Source organism: Prochlorococcus marinus CUG1415 (assembly GCF_017696015.1).
GTDB lineage: Bacteria > Cyanobacteriota > Cyanobacteriia > PCC-6307 > Cyanobiaceae > Prochlorococcus_A > Prochlorococcus_A marinus_AE.
In genome coordinates, this window is sequence record NZ_JAAORL010000002.1 from 540,545 (window position 1) to 557,723 (window position 17,179).

Genomic DNA, 17,179 nt, shown 5'->3' on the forward strand with positions numbered 1-17,179 from the left:
ATTAAATTCGAAAAAAAAAACTTCCTAATTGGAAGATAGTTTATTGAGGGCCCACTTTAAGAAATATGTAAAAAAAAAGCAAAAATACTCAACAAGTGTGGATCTGAAGTTACAAAAAAGAATTTTTCTAAAAAATGGCTATTGTCTGTTATATGGCTAATCTAATGAATCCCAACGAACCCTTTGATCTACGCTTGCCTACTCCAGGCTGCTACCTAGATCCTGAGAAAGCTGGCATGGATTCTGATGCTGTTTTCCAAGGAATGACAGCTCATCTTTTCTATACTCTTGGAAAGTTAGCTACTTCTGCAAGTCCTCACGACTTGTATATGGCTCTCAGTTACGCGGTTAAAGATAGGCTAATGACAAGATATTTAGCCAGTCAAGAAGTAATAAGAAAAAAACCACAAAAAACAGTTGCGTACTTATCAGCAGAATTTTTAATCGGTCCTCAATTAAGTAATAACCTCCTCAATCTAGGAATAACTCAAGAGGCAGAGGATGCTTTAAAAAGATTTGGAATTGAATCTTTGTCAACAATCCTTGAAGTAGAAGAAGAACCTGGACTAGGTAATGGTGGACTTGGCAGACTTGCTGCATGTTACATGGAATCATTAGCATCTTTACAGGTTCCCGCAGTTGGGTATGGTATTCGTTATGAATTTGGAATATTCAATCAGTTAATTAGAGATGGTTGGCAAGTTGAAGTTACTGATAAATGGCTAAAAGGTGGATGGCCATGGGAGCTTCCACAACCTGATGAATCATGTTTTGTTGGTTTTGGAGGTAAAACTGAAAGTTATAGAGATGACAAAGGAAATTACAGATCAAGATGGATACCTTCAGAACATGCTATTGGAGTGCCTCATGATGTGCCAGTCTTAGGATACAGAGTAAATACATGCGATAGATTAAGGTTATGGAGAGCTGATGCAACAGAAAGTTTTGATTTTTATGCCTTCAATATTGGTGATTACTATGGAGCCGTAGAAGAAAAAGTTGCATCTGAAACTCTTTCAAAAGTTCTATACCCAAATGATGGAACTGATGAAGGTAGAAGATTAAGACTCAAACAACAACACTTTTTCGTAAGTTGTTCCCTTCAGGATATGTTGAGAAGTCTTGAAAAAAGATCAATACCAATAACAGAATTTCCTCGTCATTGGACAGTCCAATTAAATGATACTCATCCTGCTATTGCAGTAGCAGAATTAATGAGACTTCTTATTGACCAATATCAGGTAGGTTGGGATAAAGCTTGGAACATAACAACCTCATCAGTTGCTTATACCAACCACACTTTACTTCCGGAAGCTTTAGAGAAATGGGATTTAGGTTTATTTAATGATCTCCTACCTCGCCATCTAGAAATTATTTATGAAATTAATTGGAGATTTCTACAACAATTAAGACTACGTTATCCTGGTGATGACAAAATCCTTCAAAAACTGTCAATAATAGATGAAGAAGGCTCTAAATCAGTAAGAATGGCTCACTTAGCCACAATTGGTGCACATCATATAAATGGCGTAGCAGCACTTCACTCAGACCTAATCAAGAGGCAACTACTTCCTGAATTCGCACAACTATGGCCTGAAAAATTTACAAATATTACTAACGGAGTTACTCCAAGAAGATGGGTTGCTCTCTCAAATCCATCCTTATCTAACCTGCTAGAAAAAGAAGTAGGTCCTGATTGGATAACTAACATGGAACTTCTGCAAAAGTTAGAGCAAAAAAAAGATGACACCAATTTTTTACAAAAATTTGAGGACACTAAATTAAATGGCAAGCGAAAATTAGCTAGCTTTATCCATTCAAAAACAGGTATACTTGTCGATCCATCTAGTTTATTTGATGTTCAAGTAAAAAGAATTCATCAGTATAAAAGGCAACATTTAAATGCCTTACAAATTATTGCTCAATATCTAAGAATCAAAAATGGCACAAACAATTATGAAGTGCCAAGAACAATAATCTTCGGAGGTAAGGCTGCCCCAGGTTACTTTATGGCAAAACTAATGATTCGGTTCATTAATGGTATTGCTGATGTAGTTAATTCTGATCCAGATATGGATGGTCTACTAAGGGTTGTTTTTTTACCTGATTATAATGTCAAACTTGGTGAAATAGTTTATCCAGCAACTGATCTTTCAGAGCAGATCTCAACTGCGGGGAAAGAAGCATCTGGAACTGGAAATATGAAGTTTGCCATGAATGGGGCTTTGACTATCGGAACCTTAGATGGAGCTAATGTGGAATTAAGAGATCTTGTAAAGAAAGAGAATTTCTTTCTTTTTGGAAAAACTGAAAGTGAAATTATGGATTTAAAAAATAATAATTACTCTCCCAAAACATTTATTGATAAATGTCCAGAACTGAAAGAAGTAATACATCTAATTGAAATTGGTCACTTTAGTAACGGGGATAAAGAATTATTCAAACCTTTATTAAATAGCTTGACTGGTCATGACCCATTTTTTGTGATGGCTGACTTCGAAGACTTCTTAAACAAACAGGATGAAGTAAGTAAATGCTGGAATAATAAAAAATCTTGGAATAAAATGGCATTATTAAATACAGCAAGATCAGGCTATTTTTCATCAGATAGATCTATTAGAGAGTACTGCAAATCTATTTGGAAAGTCTCTCCAATGCCTGTAGAGATTACGTGTGATTTCGAAGAATTACCTACGTAATATTATTCTTATCTGGGAAATCAGGAGTTTGATGAAAGAGTCTATTCAAAATTAATCTATCCACATTTAATGGATCTGGTGCTAATTCGTTTGCAATTTCTTTAAATTTTGATTCAATATTCTTTGAAATCTTTATATCAAAAATTCTCTCCATTAATGCTTCAATTGAATATAAATAAGCATTCACGCTTTCAAGTTCATCTAAAGCTTCAGTAATTTCCATATCAGAAATATGTTTATCTTCTGGGCTAATATTAATATCTTCATTAGATTCTCTTTCAGATAATTGTCTCTGTAATTCACTAGTAACCTTACTACAAAGAGTTCTAAACGATTGAATTGATGTCCAATTTAATTCTTGTTGCTGGTTAAAGGTAGGAAATTCTCTAATCAGACGATCATGCTCTTTGTAAAATCTCTGACAATCAGAGCATTGACATGGTTCTTCAGGCAAAAGAAAATGTAACTCTTTTTATATCATCTCACTATTTGGGCATAATTGTAGGACCATCCAATAATTCGTCATTTTCATCAAGTGAATCTGGACTGTCAGGCAAAGGTATCTCGATACTAGTAACCAAGTTAATGACATCTCTTAATCTCATAGAATCAGCAAACCATCCCATTGCTTGTTCAGCATCTCCTCTTTTTTCAGCATCATTTGCCTGATCTTCATGCGCTTCTGCCAATAAAGCTAGCCAGCATAAGCATCTTGCTTGAACTATTGAAAGATCTAAATCATTAGGTTTGGATTTAGAAATGCGTTCATGCTCTTGTTGAATTAAAAGCTTTAAGCGCATGTCATGCAACTTAGCCATAAAAGATTTATTACTAATTACACACTAGCTAGAGAGTAGCAAGTTTGCACACATACTACATATAGTTTATTACTTTAACGGGACTGGCGGGATTCGAACCCACGACCTACGGTTTAGGAAACCGTTGCTCTATCCTGCTGAGCTACAGCCCCAATAGATGATTTTTAGCTTAATAACCACTATGCTAAATGAAAGCAGGAGAGGCAATCGCAAAAAAGGTTTATTTTGTTTCCAAAATAAACCTTTTTTGAGGAAAGTCCGGGCTCCCACATGGTCAGGCTTGCTGGGTAATTCCCAGTGCGGGTAACCGTGAGGATAGTGCCACAGAAACATACCGCCTAATACTATATGTATGGCAAGGGTGCAAGGGTGCGGTAAGAGCGCACCAGCAACATTGAGAAGTGTTGGCTAGGTAAACCCCAGCTGGGAGCAAGGCTTAGTAGATTTATGACCATTACACAATCTACTTTTAAGCGCCGCTTGAGACTGTGAAGTAATTCCAGCCCTAGATAGATGATTGCCCATCTTATCTAAGATGAACAGAACCCGGCTTATGACCTGCTTTCTAATTGTTGTGATTATTTAAATCATATGATAAATACAATTAACGCAAAGAGAATTAATCAAATAATTACTTTTTTACAGACACTAAAAATTAGATCAAAAAGATTTTCTGAAATAATTAGCACACACAATATTTCAGTGATTCAAGATTTTAATCAAGCATTAATACATTCCTCTGATGACAAAATAATAAATTACGAAAAATTAGAATTCTTTGGGGATGCAGTACTCAGATTAGCTGCTTCAATATTTATTGAAAAAAAATATCCTCAAATGAGTGTAGGAGAAAGATCAGAGCTAAGAGCGCAAATTGTAAGTGATGAATGGTTGATTAAATTAGGAAAAGAAATTGGGATAGAAAAATTAATCATTAAGGGGCCTAAAGCTCTTGGTGATGAAAATTCAAAAAATACTATTATTGGGGAAGCTACAGAAGCTTTAATAGGTGCCCTTTATAAGTGCTTTAATTCAATGCAGGAAGTAAATCTATGGCTAGATGATATTTGGGAGGAAGATTCAGAAACATTTTTAAAAGCCCCGTATAAATTTAAATCTAAGACAGTATTACAAGAGTGGTGTCAAAGTAAAGGTTTTGATTTGCCAATCTATAAAATAATTGAAATCTCTCAAAAGAATGGGGACCCAAAAAGATTTTCTTGCGATATATTTATCGAAGGATTAAAAGAATCAACTGCATTTGGCAAATCCCATAAACAAGCAGAAACAAATGCAGCAAGAGTTTTGATAGAAAAACTTAGAACTATAGGAAAAATCTAATTTTTATACTATTTCTAAATTAGTTAGCTTAAAAGTTATGAGTTTATCCCAATTACCTCCTTCAAACAGAACAGCTGCTCTTTTGTTTGTAACTCTCTGCACAAACCCTTTATATCCTCTATAAATAGATTTATTATCTTTTACAACAACAAAAGAACCAGGGAGTATGGGTTTCATCGATAATTCCATAGAACACTCTATTTATTAGAATATATGTTAAATGAAAATGAATGGTTGATTGTTGGATTGATAACATCATGTCATGGAATCAATGGGCAAGTAAAGGTTAAATCTCTAAGTGATTTTGAAGAGAGATTTTTAGAACCGGGAATAAGATGGTTGCAAAAAGAAAATCAACCTCCTACAAAAATAGAACTTACCTCTGGTTTCAGGCAGCCTGGTAAAGAAACCTTTATCGTTAAATTCCAAGGAATAAATAGTAGAAATAGTGCCGAGCAACTTAAAAAACATAAAATTCTCGTAAAAACCAATAAACTTCCTCAATTAAAAAAAGAAGAATTCCACTTGTTGGAACTTATAAATTTGCAAGTCAAAACTTTCGAAAATGATGAATTAAAAATAATTGGGCAAGTTATTAATTTAGAAAATGAGAAAAATAATTTACTTGTTATTAAACTATTTAAAAATCAAAAGAAAGTTCTAATACCATTTGTTAAAGAAATCGTACCATTAGTAGATATAAAAAATAATTTCCTTATCGTAAATCCTCCAAAGGGACTATTAGAACTATAAATTGAAAAGAAATCATATGAAACCTTTTATTCTACAGTTACACTTTTAGCTAAATTTCTTGGTTGATCCACATCAAGTCCTCTATGAGCCGCAATATGGTAACTCAATAATTGTAGAGGAACTATGTTGAGTAAAGGTGAAATCCATTCATTGGAGGAAGGAATTTTCATTAAATAATCAAAGATTTCAGTACCATTACATTCAGGAGCAATCCCTATCAAATAGGAATCTCTCGCTTTTGCTTCTTGAGCATTGCTGATCACTTTATCAAAAACTTCACCAGGGGAGGCAATAGAAATTACAGGTACTTTTTTATCTAACAACGCTATTGGACCATGTTTCATTTCTCCCGCTGGATATCCAGCGGCATGAATATAACTAATTTCTTTCAGTTTTAACGCTCCTTCGAGAGCAATAGGATAATTTATACCTCTTCCTAAAAAAATAACATCTTTAATATTAAAAAAGTCATGTGCTAGCTTTTCTGAAGATTTATTATGTTTCTCTAAGAGATCTTCTAGTAATGGAGGCAATTGTATAAGTTCTGTGATTAATTTACCTATTTCATCTGAACTTTGACTACCTTTAATTTGCGCAAATTTTATAGCTAATCCATAAAACGAAAGTAATTGTGCAAAAAAAGTTTTCGTTGCTGCGACTCCCACTTCTATACCTGCGCAGATATCAATTATATTTGAAATCTGCCTTCCTATAGAGCTCTCTTTTCTATTGGTAATTGCAAGAAGATTTGGTTTAAATTTTTCATCTTCAATTGAAGACCTTCTTTTAATCTCCATATCTATTGCTGCAATTGTGTCAGCAGTTTCTCCAGATTGAGTAACTCCAATAGTTAAAGTATTTGGCAGTAGTGGAGGTGGTGAATATCGAAATTCGCTTGCGTAAAAGACATTGGTTGGAATCCCTGAAAATTGTTCTAATAAAAAGCTACCCACCATTGCAGCATGTTTACTCGTACCACAAGCAATAATCTCAATTCTCTCAATTGATTCAAGAAACTTTGTATCAAAAGGATACTTGATTTTAAATTGGCCGTTTTCTAAGTTTTTAACTAAATAATTATCCAACCAGTTTTTTGCAGTACTTGGTTGATCATATATCTCTTTTAACATGTAATGTTTGAAATTCATCTTATCCATTATTTGCTCTGAAACCTTTAAAGAAACAGGATTTCGATATTGTCTCTCGTTGTTTGAGTCATATATTTCTATTCCAAGAGGTGTTAATAAAGCGATTTCCTCATCCTCCATTGGCAGAATAATATTTGTAAAATTTGCAATCGCTGGCGTATCACTCGCACAAATAAATTCTCCTTCACCCAAACCAATAATCAAAGGTGCTTGTCTTCTGGCAACAACAAGAGAGGTTGGTGCACCAGCCCATAAAACTGCCAAAGCATAAGTTCCTTCTAAATCAGATATTACATTTCTCACAGCTACTAATAAGGTTGAACCATTATTCTCAAGATTAAGTTTGCTTAGAGTCTTTAATTCTCTTTGAATTAGATGGGGAATTACCTCGGTATCTGTATCAGAATTAAAAATAATACCATCTTTCTCTAATTTATTTTTTAATTCTTGGAAATTTTCAATAATCCCATTTTGAACAACTGCTATGTTTCCTGAACTATCGATATGAGGATGGGCATTTTTAACTTCAGGTTTTCCGTGAGTTGCCCATCTGGTATGACCTATGCCCACGGTTCCAGGAATAATCTTATTATTAAGGTTACTAATTAAATTCTTGAGCTTTCCCTTTGCTTTGTTACAAGTAATAGAGTTTGTTTCAGGATTAATTATTGCAATACCTGCTGAATCATAACCTCTATATTCAAGCTTTTCTAAACCATTCATCAATAATGGTAAAGCTTTTTTATAACCAGTTACAGCAACTATTCCACACATACGTTAATTTTTTTTCAATTATATTGAAAAAAAATAAGTATTTTTTAAAACATGGACTCTCTTAAAACTGCACTATAAAGTTAATATGCTAATCCCATGCTCCTTGAAGTTTCATCTCCTAAATAAACACGAATACTTAAGAAGTCAGTTGGACAAGCCGTTTCACATCTTTTACAACCTACACAATCTTCGGTTCTAGGTGATGAGGCAATTTGGCCAGCTTTGCAGCCATCCCATGGAACCATTTCCAAAACATCAAGTGGGCAAGCCCTTACGCATTGGGTGCATCCAATGCAAGTGTCGTAAATTTTAACTGCGTGTGACATGTAAAAATTGTCTATTGAACCTCGTTATATAATACTATTGTCTTACAAAGAAATTAAAAAAATTAAGATATGCTTCACTCTTGTTAACTCTAGGGCATAAAATCTTATAGATAATTAGTAAATTCCATAAACTATGTCACAAGAAATCCTCGAAAAAGTCTGTTCTATTGTTTCAGAGCAATTAAGCGTTGAAGCAGGAGAAGTTAAATCAGATTCAAATTTCCAAAATGATTTGGGTGCAGATTCTTTAGATACCGTTGAATTAGTGATGGCTCTAGAGGAAGAATTTGATATTGAAATTCCTGATGAAGCAGCTGAAGGAATAGCAACAGTTGGCGATGCAGTTAAATTCATCGAAGAAAAAAAAGGTTAATCAAGGATGTCAAATTTCCATCGAGTAGTTATTACTGGTATCGGAGCAGTTACTCCTATTGGTAACAACATTGATGAATATTTACTCAGTCTTCAAAATGGGATTAATGGGGTCTCAGGTATTACTCTCTTTGATCCTGAACATCATCCTTGCAAATTTGCAGCAGAAGTTAAAAATCTTCAATCTGAAAATTTTATTGAAGCTAAAGAATCCAAAAGGTGGGATCGTTTTTCCCAGTTTGGAGTTATTGCCGCAAAGCAAGCCTTTAATGATTCTGGACTTGAGATTACTGAAGCTAATTCATCAAGAATTGGGGTGATTATTGGCTCTGGTGTTGGAGGCTTACTAACTATGGAAAGTCAAGCTCAAATTCTCAGTCATAAAGGACCTAAAAGAGTAAGTCCATTTACAGTCCCAATGATGATTCCAAACATGGCAACCGGATTGGCTGCCATTGCTTTGGGTGCAAAAGGACCAAGTTCCTCTGTTTCAACCGCCTGCGCTGCTGGTTCAAATGCAATTGGTGATTCTTTTAGATTACTCCAACTTGGAAAGGCAGATGCAATGATTTGTGGAGGAGCAGAAGCAAGTATTACGCCTCTTGGAGTAGCTGGTTTTGCCAGTGCCAAAGCTCTTTCTTTCAGAAATGAAAGTCCTCAAACTGCTAGCAGACCTTTTGATGCAGAAAGAGATGGATTTGTTATTGGAGAGGGATCTGGAATTCTTGTTTTAGAAACTTTAGAAAATGCACAAAAAAGAAATGCAAGAATTTATGCAGAAATAATTGGATATGGAACAACATGTGATGCTCATCACATTACTGCTCCATCTCCAGGCGGTGTTGGAGGTGCTGAAGCTATCAAACTAGCAATTGAAGACGCTTCTCTTAGCCTTGATAAAGTTGATTACATCAATGCTCATGGGACGAGTACATCAGCTAATGACAAAAATGAAACTTCTGCAATTAAATCTATATTTAGAGACAGATCTTACCTCATTCCTGTAAGCTCTACTAAGTCGATGACTGGTCATCTCCTAGGAGGCTCAGGGGGTATAGAAGCCGTAGCTTGTATACTTTCTTTGACACATAATTTTATCCCTCCTACAATTAACTACGTCAATCCAGATCCTGAATGTGATCTTGATTATGTACCAAATAATGCAAGAGAAGCTCAAATAGGAGTTGCTCTTTCTAATTCTTTCGGCTTTGGTGGTCACAATGTTTGCCTTGCTTTCAGCAAAATGAATTGAAGACAACCAATTCTTTATTTCCAACTTAACTTATTTTAAAACAATGGTCGCTGCATCTGTTTCATTAGAATCACTTTGTGTAAATAGTATAAGAATGCTTGCTGTAGATGCAGTAAATAAATCTAATAGTGGACATCCTGGATTGCCCATGGGGTGTGCTCCTATGGGTTATGCATTATGGCAAAACATACTAAATCACAACCCAAATAATCCAAAATGGTTTAATAGGGACCGTTTTGTATTATCAGCTGGTCATGGCTGTATGCTGTTATATTCTTTGCTTCATTTGACTGGATACAAATCAGTTTCTATAGAAGATATTAAAGAATTTAGACAATGGGGATCCAAAACTCCTGGACATCCAGAAACATTCGAAACTGAAGGAGTTGAAGTTACTGCTGGTCCACTCGGAGCCGGAATTTCTAATGCAGTTGGTTTAGCAATAGCTGAAACTCACTTAGCTGCTAAATTCAATAAACCTGATTGCAATATCGTTGATCACTATACTTACGTGATAATGGGTGACGGCTGTAATCAAGAAGGTATCGCTTCAGAAGCTTGCTCATTGGCTGGTCATCTTAAGCTTGGAAAATTAATTGCACTCTATGATGATAATCAAATTACAATTGATGGAAGAACCGATGTTTCTTTCACTGAAGATGTTTTAAAAAGATACGAAGCTTATGGATGGCACGTACAACATGTTGAAGATGGTAATCATGATGTTACAGGAATAACTGAAGCTATCGAAAAAGCAAAATTAATTACAGACAAACCCTCAATTATTAAAATTTCTACGACCATAGGCTATGGTTCGCCTAACAAATCAGACACTGCTGGAATTCATGGAGCAGCTGTTGGAGAAGAAGAAGCTGCATTAACCAGAGAGTTTCTAAGTTGGGACTATCCTCCATTTGAAATACCAAATGAAGTATATGCCCATTTTAGAAAATCAATAAACAAAGGCGAAAACCTAGAGAAAGAATGGAATTCTAGATTTGAAGAATATCAGAAAAAATATCCCTCTGAAGGATCCGAGTTAAGCAGAATGCTAAAAGGGCAATTACCTGATAATTGGGATTCAGATCTCCCCTCTTATACAACGGATGATAAAGGTTTAGCAACTAGAAAGCATTCACAAATATGTTTAGGTGCTCTTGGTCCTAACCTGCCTGAATTAATTGGGGGATCTGCAGATTTAACTCACTCTAACTACACAGATATTAAGGGAGAAACTGGATCATTCCAGCCTCATAGCCCTGAAAAAAGATATTTACATTTTGGTGTTCGAGAGCATGCAATGGCAGCCATACTTAATGGTATTGCGTATCACAATAGTGGTCTGATTCCTTATGGGGGAACATTCCTTGTTTTCGCCGATTATATGAGAGGTTCAATGAGGCTTTCAGCACTCAGCGAATTAGGAGTGATATATGTATTAACCCATGATTCAATTGGTGTAGGCGAAGACGGCCCAACACATCAACCGATTGAAACTATCCCTTCTCTTCGTGCCATGCCCAACATGCTGGTTTTCAGACCAGGAGATGGAAATGAGACGAGTGGAGCTTATAAGCTTGCTATTCAAAATAGAAAAAGACCTTCTGCCCTTTGTCTAAGTAGACAAGGCATGCCAAATCAAGAAAATACTTCTATCGAGAAAGTTGCCTTTGGAGGGTATGTAGTTTCTGATTGCGAAGGAACGCCCGATTTAATATTTATTGGCACTGGAAGCGAACTAAATCTTTGCATTGAAGCAAGTAAGGAAATTTCAAACTTAGGTAAAAAAATTAGAGTTGTCTCAATGCCTTGCGTAGAACTATTCGAAGAACAGGAAGAATCTTACAAAGAAAGTGTTTTACCGAGTACTGTGACTAAGAGAGTTGTAGTAGAAGCTGCCCATTCATTTGGTTGGCATAAATATACTGGTTTTGATGGGATTTGTATTACTATGGATCGGTTTGGAGCATCAGCTCCAGGCGGAGAATGTATGAAAAATTTTGGATTTACAGTAGAAAATGTAGTTAATAAGACAAAGGAAATTCTATAAAGTATTCATAAAATTTATAACTATACTGAAGAATTACATTCTTTAAGTTTATCTTTTAGTTGATCAAGAGATTCATCAGAAATTTTTGAATTCATAGGACAATGCTTAGGTCCACACATTGAACAAAATTCAGCCTTTTTAAAAATTTCTTCAGGTAATGTTTCATCATGGTATTGCTTTGCTCTTTCTGGATCTAATGAAAGTTCAAATTGTTTATTCCAATCAAAGTTATACCTTGCATGACTAAGTTCATCATCTCTATCACGAGCTCCAGATCGATGTCTAGCTATATCAGCAGCATGAGCAGCTATCTTATAAGCAATTAATCCTTCTCGTACATCTTCTGCATTAGGTAGACCTAGATGTTCTTTTGGAGTTACATAACATAACATAGAAGTCCCATACCAACCAGCCATCGCGGCTCCAATAGCACTTGATATATGGTCATAACCAGGAGATATATCTGTCACCAATGGGCCAAGTACATAAAAGGGGGCTTCTGAACATTCCTCCATTTGCTTTCTCACATTAAACTCAATTTGATCCATAGGTACATGCCCAGGACCCTCAACCATCACTTGAACATTATGTTCCCATGCTCTTCGAGTAAGCTCTCCTAAGGTCTTTAATTCTGCTAACTGAGCATCATCAGAAGCATCATGCAAACATCCAGGTCTAAGTGAATCTCCTAGAGAAAATGTACAATCATATTTCTTAAAAATCTCACAAATATCATCAAACCTTGAATAGAGAGGATTTTGCTTAAAATGGTGTAACATCCATTGTGCTAAAATTCCTCCCCCTCTACTTACAATTCCAGTAATTCTCCCTTTGACTTTTGGCAAATGCTCTATTAGTAATCCTGCATGAATAGTTTGATAATCAACGCCCTGTTGGCAATGTTTTTCAATTATATGAAGAAAATCGTCTTCTGTAAGTCTATCTATTGAGCCATGCACACTTTCTAAAGCTTGATAAACGGGAACTGTGCCTATTGGAACGGGAGATTCGTTAATAATGGCTTGCCTTACTTCATCTAAATTTACTCCTCCGGTAGAAAGATCCATAACCGTATCAGCGCCATATTTAACGGCTAGCTTAAGCTTCTCTACTTCTTCATTGATATCACTTGCATTAGGTGAAGCACCAATATTTGCATTAACTTTACATCTAGAAGCAATACCTATTGACATTGGCTCAAGATTCAAATGATTAATATTAGCTGGAATGATTAATCTTCCTCTTGCCACTTCTTCCATTATTAATGAAGCAGGAAGATTTTCTTTTTTAGCAACAAATTCCATTTCTTCAGTGACATATCCGTTCCTCGCAAAATTCATCTGAGTTACATTATCTTTTCCAAGACGAGGCTTAATCCAAGAACTTCTCATAACTTGTAGTTTTTAAAAGTGTTATTACTAAAGTTTGATCAAATTTCCACTTCCCTGCATCAGTATTAATGATTCAGGTTCAAAGGGTATGATCTCAGCTAAGTTAAATTTCTTAGCACCCCTAGTATTTATTTATTAATAGCTCTTTTCTAAAAAATAGTCATCACATATTGCTTAAAAATAAATAAAGTATTTTTATTTAACTGTTTAATAAGACTTAATTTTTTTTAAAATATTCTTCCTATCCAATTTTCTCCTTACATCTTTCTCCAAAATAATTGAGATCCCCATTAAGCCAATAGGCACATAAAAAATCTTCTTTGTATTATCCCTTAATATTAAACCAATAGCAGATATAAGGATCATGAAAGGAGCTACAAAAGATAAAATCAATCCTTTATTAATTTTCATTTATCTACTTTATTAAGTATTTGATTGTTTAATTTTACTATGGATTCTGTTATTACTTTAATACCAACAGCAATCGCTCTTTCATCTGGATCAAATCTGGAACTGTGTAATGGAGCGCATCCATTTGAATCAGACACACCTAATCTAAACATAGCTCCAGGGATCTCATGCAAGAACTCGGCAAAATCCTCCGCACCTAATGATGGTTTTTGTAATTCAATAACATTTTCTTGACCCAAAACCTTAATTCCTGAATCTCTGAGAACTCTATTAATTTCAGAATTATTATTAACTGGAGGTGTAATTTCTCTAAATATTACTTTTGCATCAGCTCCGAAACTAGTAACTAAAGAAGAGATATTATCATCAAGCCAATTACCAATATTCTTAAATAATTGAAGATTAGTGCATCTAACAGTACCAATTAAATTGACCTTTTCAGCAAGTACATTGAATGCATTGCCACCATTAATTTTACCAAAAGTTATTACTACAGGATCCAAAGGATCTAACTTCCTTGTTATTAATTCTTGAACTCCCGAGATAACTTTAGAGGCCACCCATATAGCATCAACCCCTTCATGAGGGCGAGCACCATGGCCTGATTTCCCTTTAATCTCTACCTTTAGTTCTCCAGCAGCAGCAGTTAAACTTCCCTCTTTAATCCCAATAGTCCCTACAGATAAATCGGGGTAGACATGAAGACCTAAAATATGAGTTAAACCATTAGTTGCACCATCTTTAATCATCCATCTAGCTCCACTAGCAATTTCTTCAGCGGGCTGAAAAATTATCCGCGTGCCAAAATTAAGGTTTAAATCCTTAACAATTTTTGCTACACCCAACCCAATCGATATATGTAAATCATGACCACATGCATGCATAACACCATCTACTTTTGAAGCAAAACTTAATTTAGTTTCCTCAAATATTGGTAACGCATCCATATCCACTCTTAAGCCTATAATGCCTTTATCTAACGGGCCGAAATCAGCTATAACTCCAGTCCTACCTATAGATTCAGTAACATTCCAACCAATATTTTTTAAATAACCACTTATCAAAATAGCTGTTTGATTTTCCAGCCCACTTAATTCTGGATGTGCATGGATATGTCTTCTTAAATTAATTAATTCATCATTAAACGAATCAATTTTTTTTAAAAACTGATCTCTATTCATTACTTATTGTAAATTTATAAAACTCATTAAATCTTTAGTTGGTTTTGGAGGCCATCTTCTTACTTTTATTAACCATTGCTCATCACTATACCTCGGATCTAATTCAGTTACTGATATCCAATTACTCTCTGCTTTACCAAATTCACCCTTTGACCAATTTAAAGCTGTTAAAGCTGCCCTAGCATCTGCAAAAGTTGGATAACGTCTAATTAATTTTTTTAATTCTTGTTCAGATTCATCAATGTTCCCCAACTGGAAATCTGCTAACGCCATACTTGATCTAGCCATAGCAAATCCAGGATTATATAAAGCAGCTTTTGAAAATAAATCTCTTGCTTTTTCCCATTGTGATGAAGAACCTTCTACATTCGCCAAATTATATAGTGCAGAGAAATTTTTACTATCTTTTGAAATAACGAACATATAATCTTTTTTCGCTTCCGACCATAGACCCAATGCTTCCTCTGCTATCCCCCTGTTAATGTAAGGATCTATTTCACTAGAATTCAAACTTATTGACTTATTTTGGTCATCTATTGATCCCTTTACATCTCCTACAACAAGTCTTACATTTCCTCTATTACTCAAACCCGCAGCATCATCAGGATACAATTCCAAATAGCGATTCCATTCCTGTAACGCGAGATTAAATTTTCCGCCTGAACTTAAATCTAATGCATTTTGAAACAAATCTTCTCTCAAAGATAATGAATAGCATGGTGCAATATAAAAAATATTGATAAAAACAAAAATTAATAAACAACAAACCTTAACTTTTTTAAAAGTTATCATTTTTTGAATCAATGTACTTTTTCCCTACCGCAGTAAGCAATCTTCCTCGAGGAGTTCTCGTGAGGAAACCAATTTGGATTAGGTATGGCTCAACTACAAATTCTAACATTGAAGAATCATCGCCCAATCCAGCTGCGATTGAATCGAGGCCAGTTGGAATATTATTATTTTGATTTAAAAAAGACAAATATTGTCTATCTAAAGAATCCAATCCTTTTTCATCTATTTGGTAAGAATTTAAAGCTTTTTTTATTAAATTCACGGAGATCACATTAGTTTTTTCAATAACTTGAGCATAATCTCTAACTCGTCTTAATAATCTTAAAGCAATTCTTGGAGTCCCTCGAGAAATCTTTGCTAAATCATAAGATGCTTCATCATCTAAATTGAGGTTTATTAATCTGGAGAAATTAACAATTATTTGTTTTAATTCATCATACGTATAAAATTCAATTTTCTCAGATATACCAAATCTATCTCTTAGAGGTGCACTAATTGAGGCTAATTTAGTTGTGGCCCCAACCAGAGTAAACCTAGGAAGATTAATTGTTCTACAACGTGTTCCTCTATTAGCTCCCATAGTTAAGTCGAGTCTAAAATCTTCCATTGCAGAATATAACAACTCTTCAGTTAACCTATTTAAGCGATGTATCTCATCGATAAACAAAACTTCACCTTCTTTTAATCCAAGTAGTAACCCTACAATATCTCTAGGTCTTTCAATTGAGGGTGCAGTAGCTATCCTGCATTTTGTATTCATTTCGTTGGCTATCAAAAAAGCAAGGGTAGTCTTACCTAAACCAGGCTGTCCATATAAAAGAGTATGCTCCAAAGGTTCTTTTCGGAAAATTGAAGCATCTATAGCTATTCTTAAAGAAGATTTAAGTTGTTCTTGGCCAATAAATTCTTGAAAAGTAAGAGGCCGTGCTAAGTTCAGATTATTATTTTTCTTTTCTTCTGGAATGATTTTTGAATCAACTAGCCTTAGCTCTTTTTTACGAGGAGAAGGGTCATTATCGCCTATATTGGAAGAAATTATTGCCATAATCAAAGGTTAATTCCAATTGTTCTGAGTAGAAAGATTTTTTACAACTAAAAATGGCAAAAAATTCAACCAAAGTTAAAAAAAATACTAATAAAGAAAATAATTTTAAACGTCTAGCTGAGAATAGATATGCAAAATTTCAATATACAATATCTGAAACAATCGAAGCAGGAATTGAACTTTTAGGTACTGAAGTAAAATCAATTAGAAACGGAAAAGCAAATTTAAGAGATGGGTACTGTTCATTTAGAGATGGTGAGATTTTATTGTTAAATGTTCACATTTCACCACACAAAAATGTAGGGGCTTTTTTTAATCATGATCCATTAAGAAATAGAAAGTTGCTACTACATAAAAAAGAAATAATAAAGCTGAAATCCAATACTGAAAAAAAAGGAATGACTATTATTCCATTATCTCTATATTTAAAAGGTTCATGGATTAAAATAACTATTGGAGTCGGTAAAGGGAAAAAATTACATGACAAACGCCAAGATGAGAAACAAAAAAGTATAAAAAAAGAAATTAACTCTGCACTAAAAAGATAAAAAAAAATATCCAAATTTATTGAAACTATGAATCTAAACTTACTGAACTTGGAGGAGGGGAAGGATCTGGATCTGCAATTAACATATGCTGTAGGACGGTTTCAGGTCTTTCACTATCTCTCCAGCGAATTTTATAAGCAGGCATTTTTGTACCCCTACTTGTAGTTTGCTCTACTGGTTCAATAACCCATCCTCTTCTTGATCGGCCTTGAGGATTTCTTTTTACTACTGCATCCGCGTGTTTGAAACGGAAACCAACACGTTCACCACTCATTGCA

General features: G+C 34.6%; 18 protein-coding genes, 1 tRNA gene, 1 other RNA gene and 1 riboswitch. Of the genes, 8 read left to right on the forward strand and 12 right to left on the reverse strand.

Going from position 1 to position 17,179, the window contains the following annotated elements:
* Positions 1-152 precede the first annotated feature (152 nt).
* Positions 153-2,699, forward strand: a complete 2,547-nt coding sequence (locus tag HA143_RS09100) for a glycogen/starch/alpha-glucan phosphorylase (RefSeq protein WP_209086646.1) — start codon at positions 153-155, stop codon at positions 2,697-2,699.
* Here the strand turns inward: HA143_RS09100 and HA143_RS09105 are convergent.
* The 3 genes from HA143_RS09105 to HA143_RS09115 all read right to left on the reverse strand — a co-directional run bounded on the left by HA143_RS09105 (position 2,692) and on the right by HA143_RS09115 (position 3,669).
* Entirely contained in the window at positions 2,692-3,153 is a 462-nt protein-coding gene (locus HA143_RS09105; RefSeq protein ID WP_209086355.1) for a hypothetical protein, read from the reverse strand. The genes HA143_RS09100 and HA143_RS09105 overlap by 8 nt on opposite strands.
* Positions 3,154-3,184: 31 nt before the next feature.
* Positions 3,185-3,517, reverse strand: coding sequence for a hypothetical protein (locus HA143_RS09110; RefSeq protein WP_209086357.1), 333 nt, complete (start codon positions 3,515-3,517; stop codon positions 3,185-3,187).
* Between the two features lie 78 nt (positions 3,518-3,595).
* Positions 3,596-3,669 (reverse strand) — tRNA-Arg (locus HA143_RS09115).
* 38 nt (positions 3,670-3,707) lie between these two features.
* Between HA143_RS09115 and rnpB the strand changes: the two genes are divergently transcribed.
* Together rnpB and HA143_RS09125 are read left to right on the forward strand one after the other, a co-directional pair.
* Positions 3,708-4,087: RNase P RNA component class A (gene rnpB / locus HA143_RS09120), an RNA gene on the forward strand.
* 21 nt (positions 4,088-4,108) lie between these two features.
* Complete coding sequence (locus tag HA143_RS09125; RefSeq protein ID WP_209086359.1) at positions 4,109-4,858, forward strand: ribonuclease III family protein; 750 nt, start codon at positions 4,109-4,111, stop codon at positions 4,856-4,858.
* A 3-nt stretch (positions 4,859-4,861) separates the two neighbouring features.
* On the opposite strand, the gene HA143_RS09130 is transcribed toward HA143_RS09125, so the two are convergent.
* Positions 4,862-5,047, reverse strand: a complete 186-nt coding sequence (locus HA143_RS09130) for an NAD(P)H dehydrogenase subunit NdhS (RefSeq protein WP_209086361.1) — start codon at positions 5,045-5,047, stop codon at positions 4,862-4,864.
* A 24-nt stretch (positions 5,048-5,071) separates the two neighbouring features.
* Between HA143_RS09130 and rimM the strand changes: the two genes are divergently transcribed.
* Positions 5,072-5,611, forward strand: coding sequence for a ribosome maturation factor RimM (rimM, locus tag HA143_RS09135; RefSeq protein WP_209086363.1), 540 nt, complete (start codon positions 5,072-5,074; stop codon positions 5,609-5,611).
* Positions 5,612-5,637: 26 nt separating this feature from the next.
* Here rimM and glmS read toward each other — a convergent pair whose 3' ends face one another.
* Together glmS and psaC are read right to left on the reverse strand one after the other, a co-directional pair.
* A complete protein-coding gene (gene glmS / locus HA143_RS09140) occupies positions 5,638-7,533 on the reverse strand; it encodes a glutamine--fructose-6-phosphate transaminase (isomerizing) (RefSeq protein ID WP_209086365.1) in 1,896 nt (631 codons plus the stop codon).
* Between the two features lie 80 nt (positions 7,534-7,613).
* The gene (psaC, locus tag HA143_RS09145; RefSeq protein WP_007099573.1) at positions 7,614-7,859 is read right to left on the reverse strand and encodes a photosystem I iron-sulfur center protein PsaC; all 246 of its coding nucleotides are present in this window, start codon (positions 7,857-7,859) and stop codon (positions 7,614-7,616) included.
* A 133-nt stretch (positions 7,860-7,992) separates the two neighbouring features.
* Here psaC and acpP point away from each other — a divergent pair, with 133 nt between their 5' ends.
* Genes acpP through tkt form a run of 3 tightly spaced genes read left to right on the forward strand, consistent with a single transcriptional unit; the run spans position 7,993 to position 11,533 of the window.
* On the forward strand, positions 7,993-8,232 hold the full coding sequence (acpP, locus tag HA143_RS09150; protein ID WP_209086368.1) for an acyl carrier protein: 240 nt from the start codon (positions 7,993-7,995) through the stop codon (positions 8,230-8,232).
* Between the two features lie 6 nt (positions 8,233-8,238).
* The gene (gene fabF, locus HA143_RS09155) at positions 8,239-9,483 is read left to right on the forward strand and encodes a beta-ketoacyl-ACP synthase II (protein WP_209086370.1); all 1,245 of its coding nucleotides are present in this window, start codon (positions 8,239-8,241) and stop codon (positions 9,481-9,483) included.
* Between the two features lie 43 nt (positions 9,484-9,526).
* Entirely contained in the window at positions 9,527-11,533 is a 2,007-nt protein-coding gene (tkt, locus tag HA143_RS09160; protein WP_209086372.1) for a transketolase, read from the forward strand.
* A gap of 20 nt (positions 11,534-11,553) precedes the next feature.
* Here the strand turns inward: tkt and thiC are convergent, their stop codons facing one another.
* From thiC to ruvB, 5 genes are all read right to left on the reverse strand, one after another.
* Positions 11,554-12,924 carry a phosphomethylpyrimidine synthase ThiC gene (thiC, locus tag HA143_RS09165; RefSeq protein ID WP_209086374.1) on the reverse strand — a complete coding sequence of 457 codons (1,371 nt, stop codon included), beginning with the start codon at positions 12,922-12,924 and terminating at the stop codon, positions 11,554-11,556.
* Positions 12,925-12,958: 34 nt separating this feature from the next.
* Positions 12,959-13,057, reverse strand: a riboswitch (TPP riboswitch).
* A gap of 74 nt (positions 13,058-13,131) precedes the next feature.
* The gene (locus HA143_RS09170) at positions 13,132-13,335 is read right to left on the reverse strand and encodes a DUF3188 domain-containing protein (RefSeq protein WP_209086376.1); all 204 of its coding nucleotides are present in this window, start codon (positions 13,333-13,335) and stop codon (positions 13,132-13,134) included.
* Positions 13,332-14,516, reverse strand: coding sequence for an amidohydrolase (locus tag HA143_RS09175; RefSeq protein ID WP_209086378.1), 1,185 nt, complete (start codon positions 14,514-14,516; stop codon positions 13,332-13,334). The genes HA143_RS09170 and HA143_RS09175 overlap by 4 nt, the downstream gene beginning before the upstream one ends.
* A 3-nt stretch (positions 14,517-14,519) precedes the next feature.
* Positions 14,520-15,308 carry a tetratricopeptide repeat protein gene (locus HA143_RS09180; protein ID WP_209086380.1) on the reverse strand — a complete coding sequence of 263 codons (789 nt, stop codon included), beginning with the start codon at positions 15,306-15,308 and terminating at the stop codon, positions 14,520-14,522.
* Positions 15,295-16,353, reverse strand: a complete 1,059-nt coding sequence (gene ruvB, locus HA143_RS09185; RefSeq protein WP_209086383.1) for a Holliday junction branch migration DNA helicase RuvB — start codon at positions 16,351-16,353, stop codon at positions 15,295-15,297. Before ruvB ends, HA143_RS09180 begins: the two co-directional genes overlap by 14 nt.
* Before the next feature lie 53 nt (positions 16,354-16,406).
* On the opposite strand from ruvB, the gene smpB reads away from it, so the two are divergent.
* Positions 16,407-16,901: an SsrA-binding protein SmpB gene (gene smpB, locus HA143_RS09190; protein ID WP_209086385.1), complete on the forward strand. Its 495-nt coding sequence runs from the start codon at positions 16,407-16,409 to the stop codon at positions 16,899-16,901.
* A gap of 25 nt (positions 16,902-16,926) precedes the next feature.
* Here the strand turns inward: smpB and HA143_RS09195 are convergent, their stop codons facing one another.
* Positions 16,927-17,175 carry a hypothetical protein gene (locus HA143_RS09195; RefSeq protein WP_011377252.1) on the reverse strand — a complete coding sequence of 83 codons (249 nt, stop codon included), beginning with the start codon at positions 17,173-17,175 and terminating at the stop codon, positions 16,927-16,929.
* Positions 17,176-17,179 lie beyond the last annotated feature (4 nt).

What these genes read in the sequence shown, in the direction of transcription:
- HA143_RS09100 (WP_209086646.1), top strand. Translation starts at nt 153, where the DNA reads ATGGCTAATCTAATGAATCCCAACGAACCCTTTGATCTACGCTTGCCT.
- HA143_RS09110 (WP_209086357.1), bottom strand. Translation starts at nt 3,517, where the DNA reads ATGGCTAAGTTGCATGACATGCGCTTAAAGCTTTTAATTCAACAAGAG.
- HA143_RS09125 (WP_209086359.1), top strand. Translation starts at nt 4,109, where the DNA reads ATGATAAATACAATTAACGCAAAGAGAATTAATCAAATAATTACTTTT.
- HA143_RS09130 (WP_209086361.1), bottom strand. Translation starts at nt 5,047, where the DNA reads ATGGAATTATCGATGAAACCCATACTCCCTGGTTCTTTTGTTGTTGTA.
- rimM (WP_209086363.1), top strand. Translation starts at nt 5,072, where the DNA reads ATGTTAAATGAAAATGAATGGTTGATTGTTGGATTGATAACATCATGT.
- glmS (WP_209086365.1), bottom strand. Translation starts at nt 7,533, where the DNA reads ATGTGTGGAATAGTTGCTGTAACTGGTTATAAAAAAGCTTTACCATTA.
- psaC (WP_007099573.1), bottom strand. Translation starts at nt 7,859, where the DNA reads ATGTCACACGCAGTTAAAATTTACGACACTTGCATTGGATGCACCCAA.
- acpP (WP_209086368.1), top strand. Translation starts at nt 7,993, where the DNA reads ATGTCACAAGAAATCCTCGAAAAAGTCTGTTCTATTGTTTCAGAGCAA.
- fabF (WP_209086370.1), top strand. Translation starts at nt 8,239, where the DNA reads ATGTCAAATTTCCATCGAGTAGTTATTACTGGTATCGGAGCAGTTACT.
- tkt (WP_209086372.1), top strand. Translation starts at nt 9,527, where the DNA reads ATGGTCGCTGCATCTGTTTCATTAGAATCACTTTGTGTAAATAGTATA.
- thiC (WP_209086374.1), bottom strand. Translation starts at nt 12,924, where the DNA reads ATGAGAAGTTCTTGGATTAAGCCTCGTCTTGGAAAAGATAATGTAACT.
- HA143_RS09170 (WP_209086376.1), bottom strand. Translation starts at nt 13,335, where the DNA reads ATGAAAATTAATAAAGGATTGATTTTATCTTTTGTAGCTCCTTTCATG.
- HA143_RS09175 (WP_209086378.1), bottom strand. Translation starts at nt 14,516, where the DNA reads ATGAATAGAGATCAGTTTTTAAAAAAAATTGATTCGTTTAATGATGAA.
- HA143_RS09180 (WP_209086380.1), bottom strand. Translation starts at nt 15,308, where the DNA reads ATGATAACTTTTAAAAAAGTTAAGGTTTGTTGTTTATTAATTTTTGTT.
- ruvB (WP_209086383.1), bottom strand. Translation starts at nt 16,353, where the DNA reads ATGGCAATAATTTCTTCCAATATAGGCGATAATGACCCTTCTCCTCGT.
- smpB (WP_209086385.1), top strand. Translation starts at nt 16,407, where the DNA reads ATGGCAAAAAATTCAACCAAAGTTAAAAAAAATACTAATAAAGAAAAT.
- HA143_RS09195 (WP_011377252.1), bottom strand. Translation starts at nt 17,175, where the DNA reads ATGAGTGGTGAACGTGTTGGTTTCCGTTTCAAACACGCGGATGCAGTA.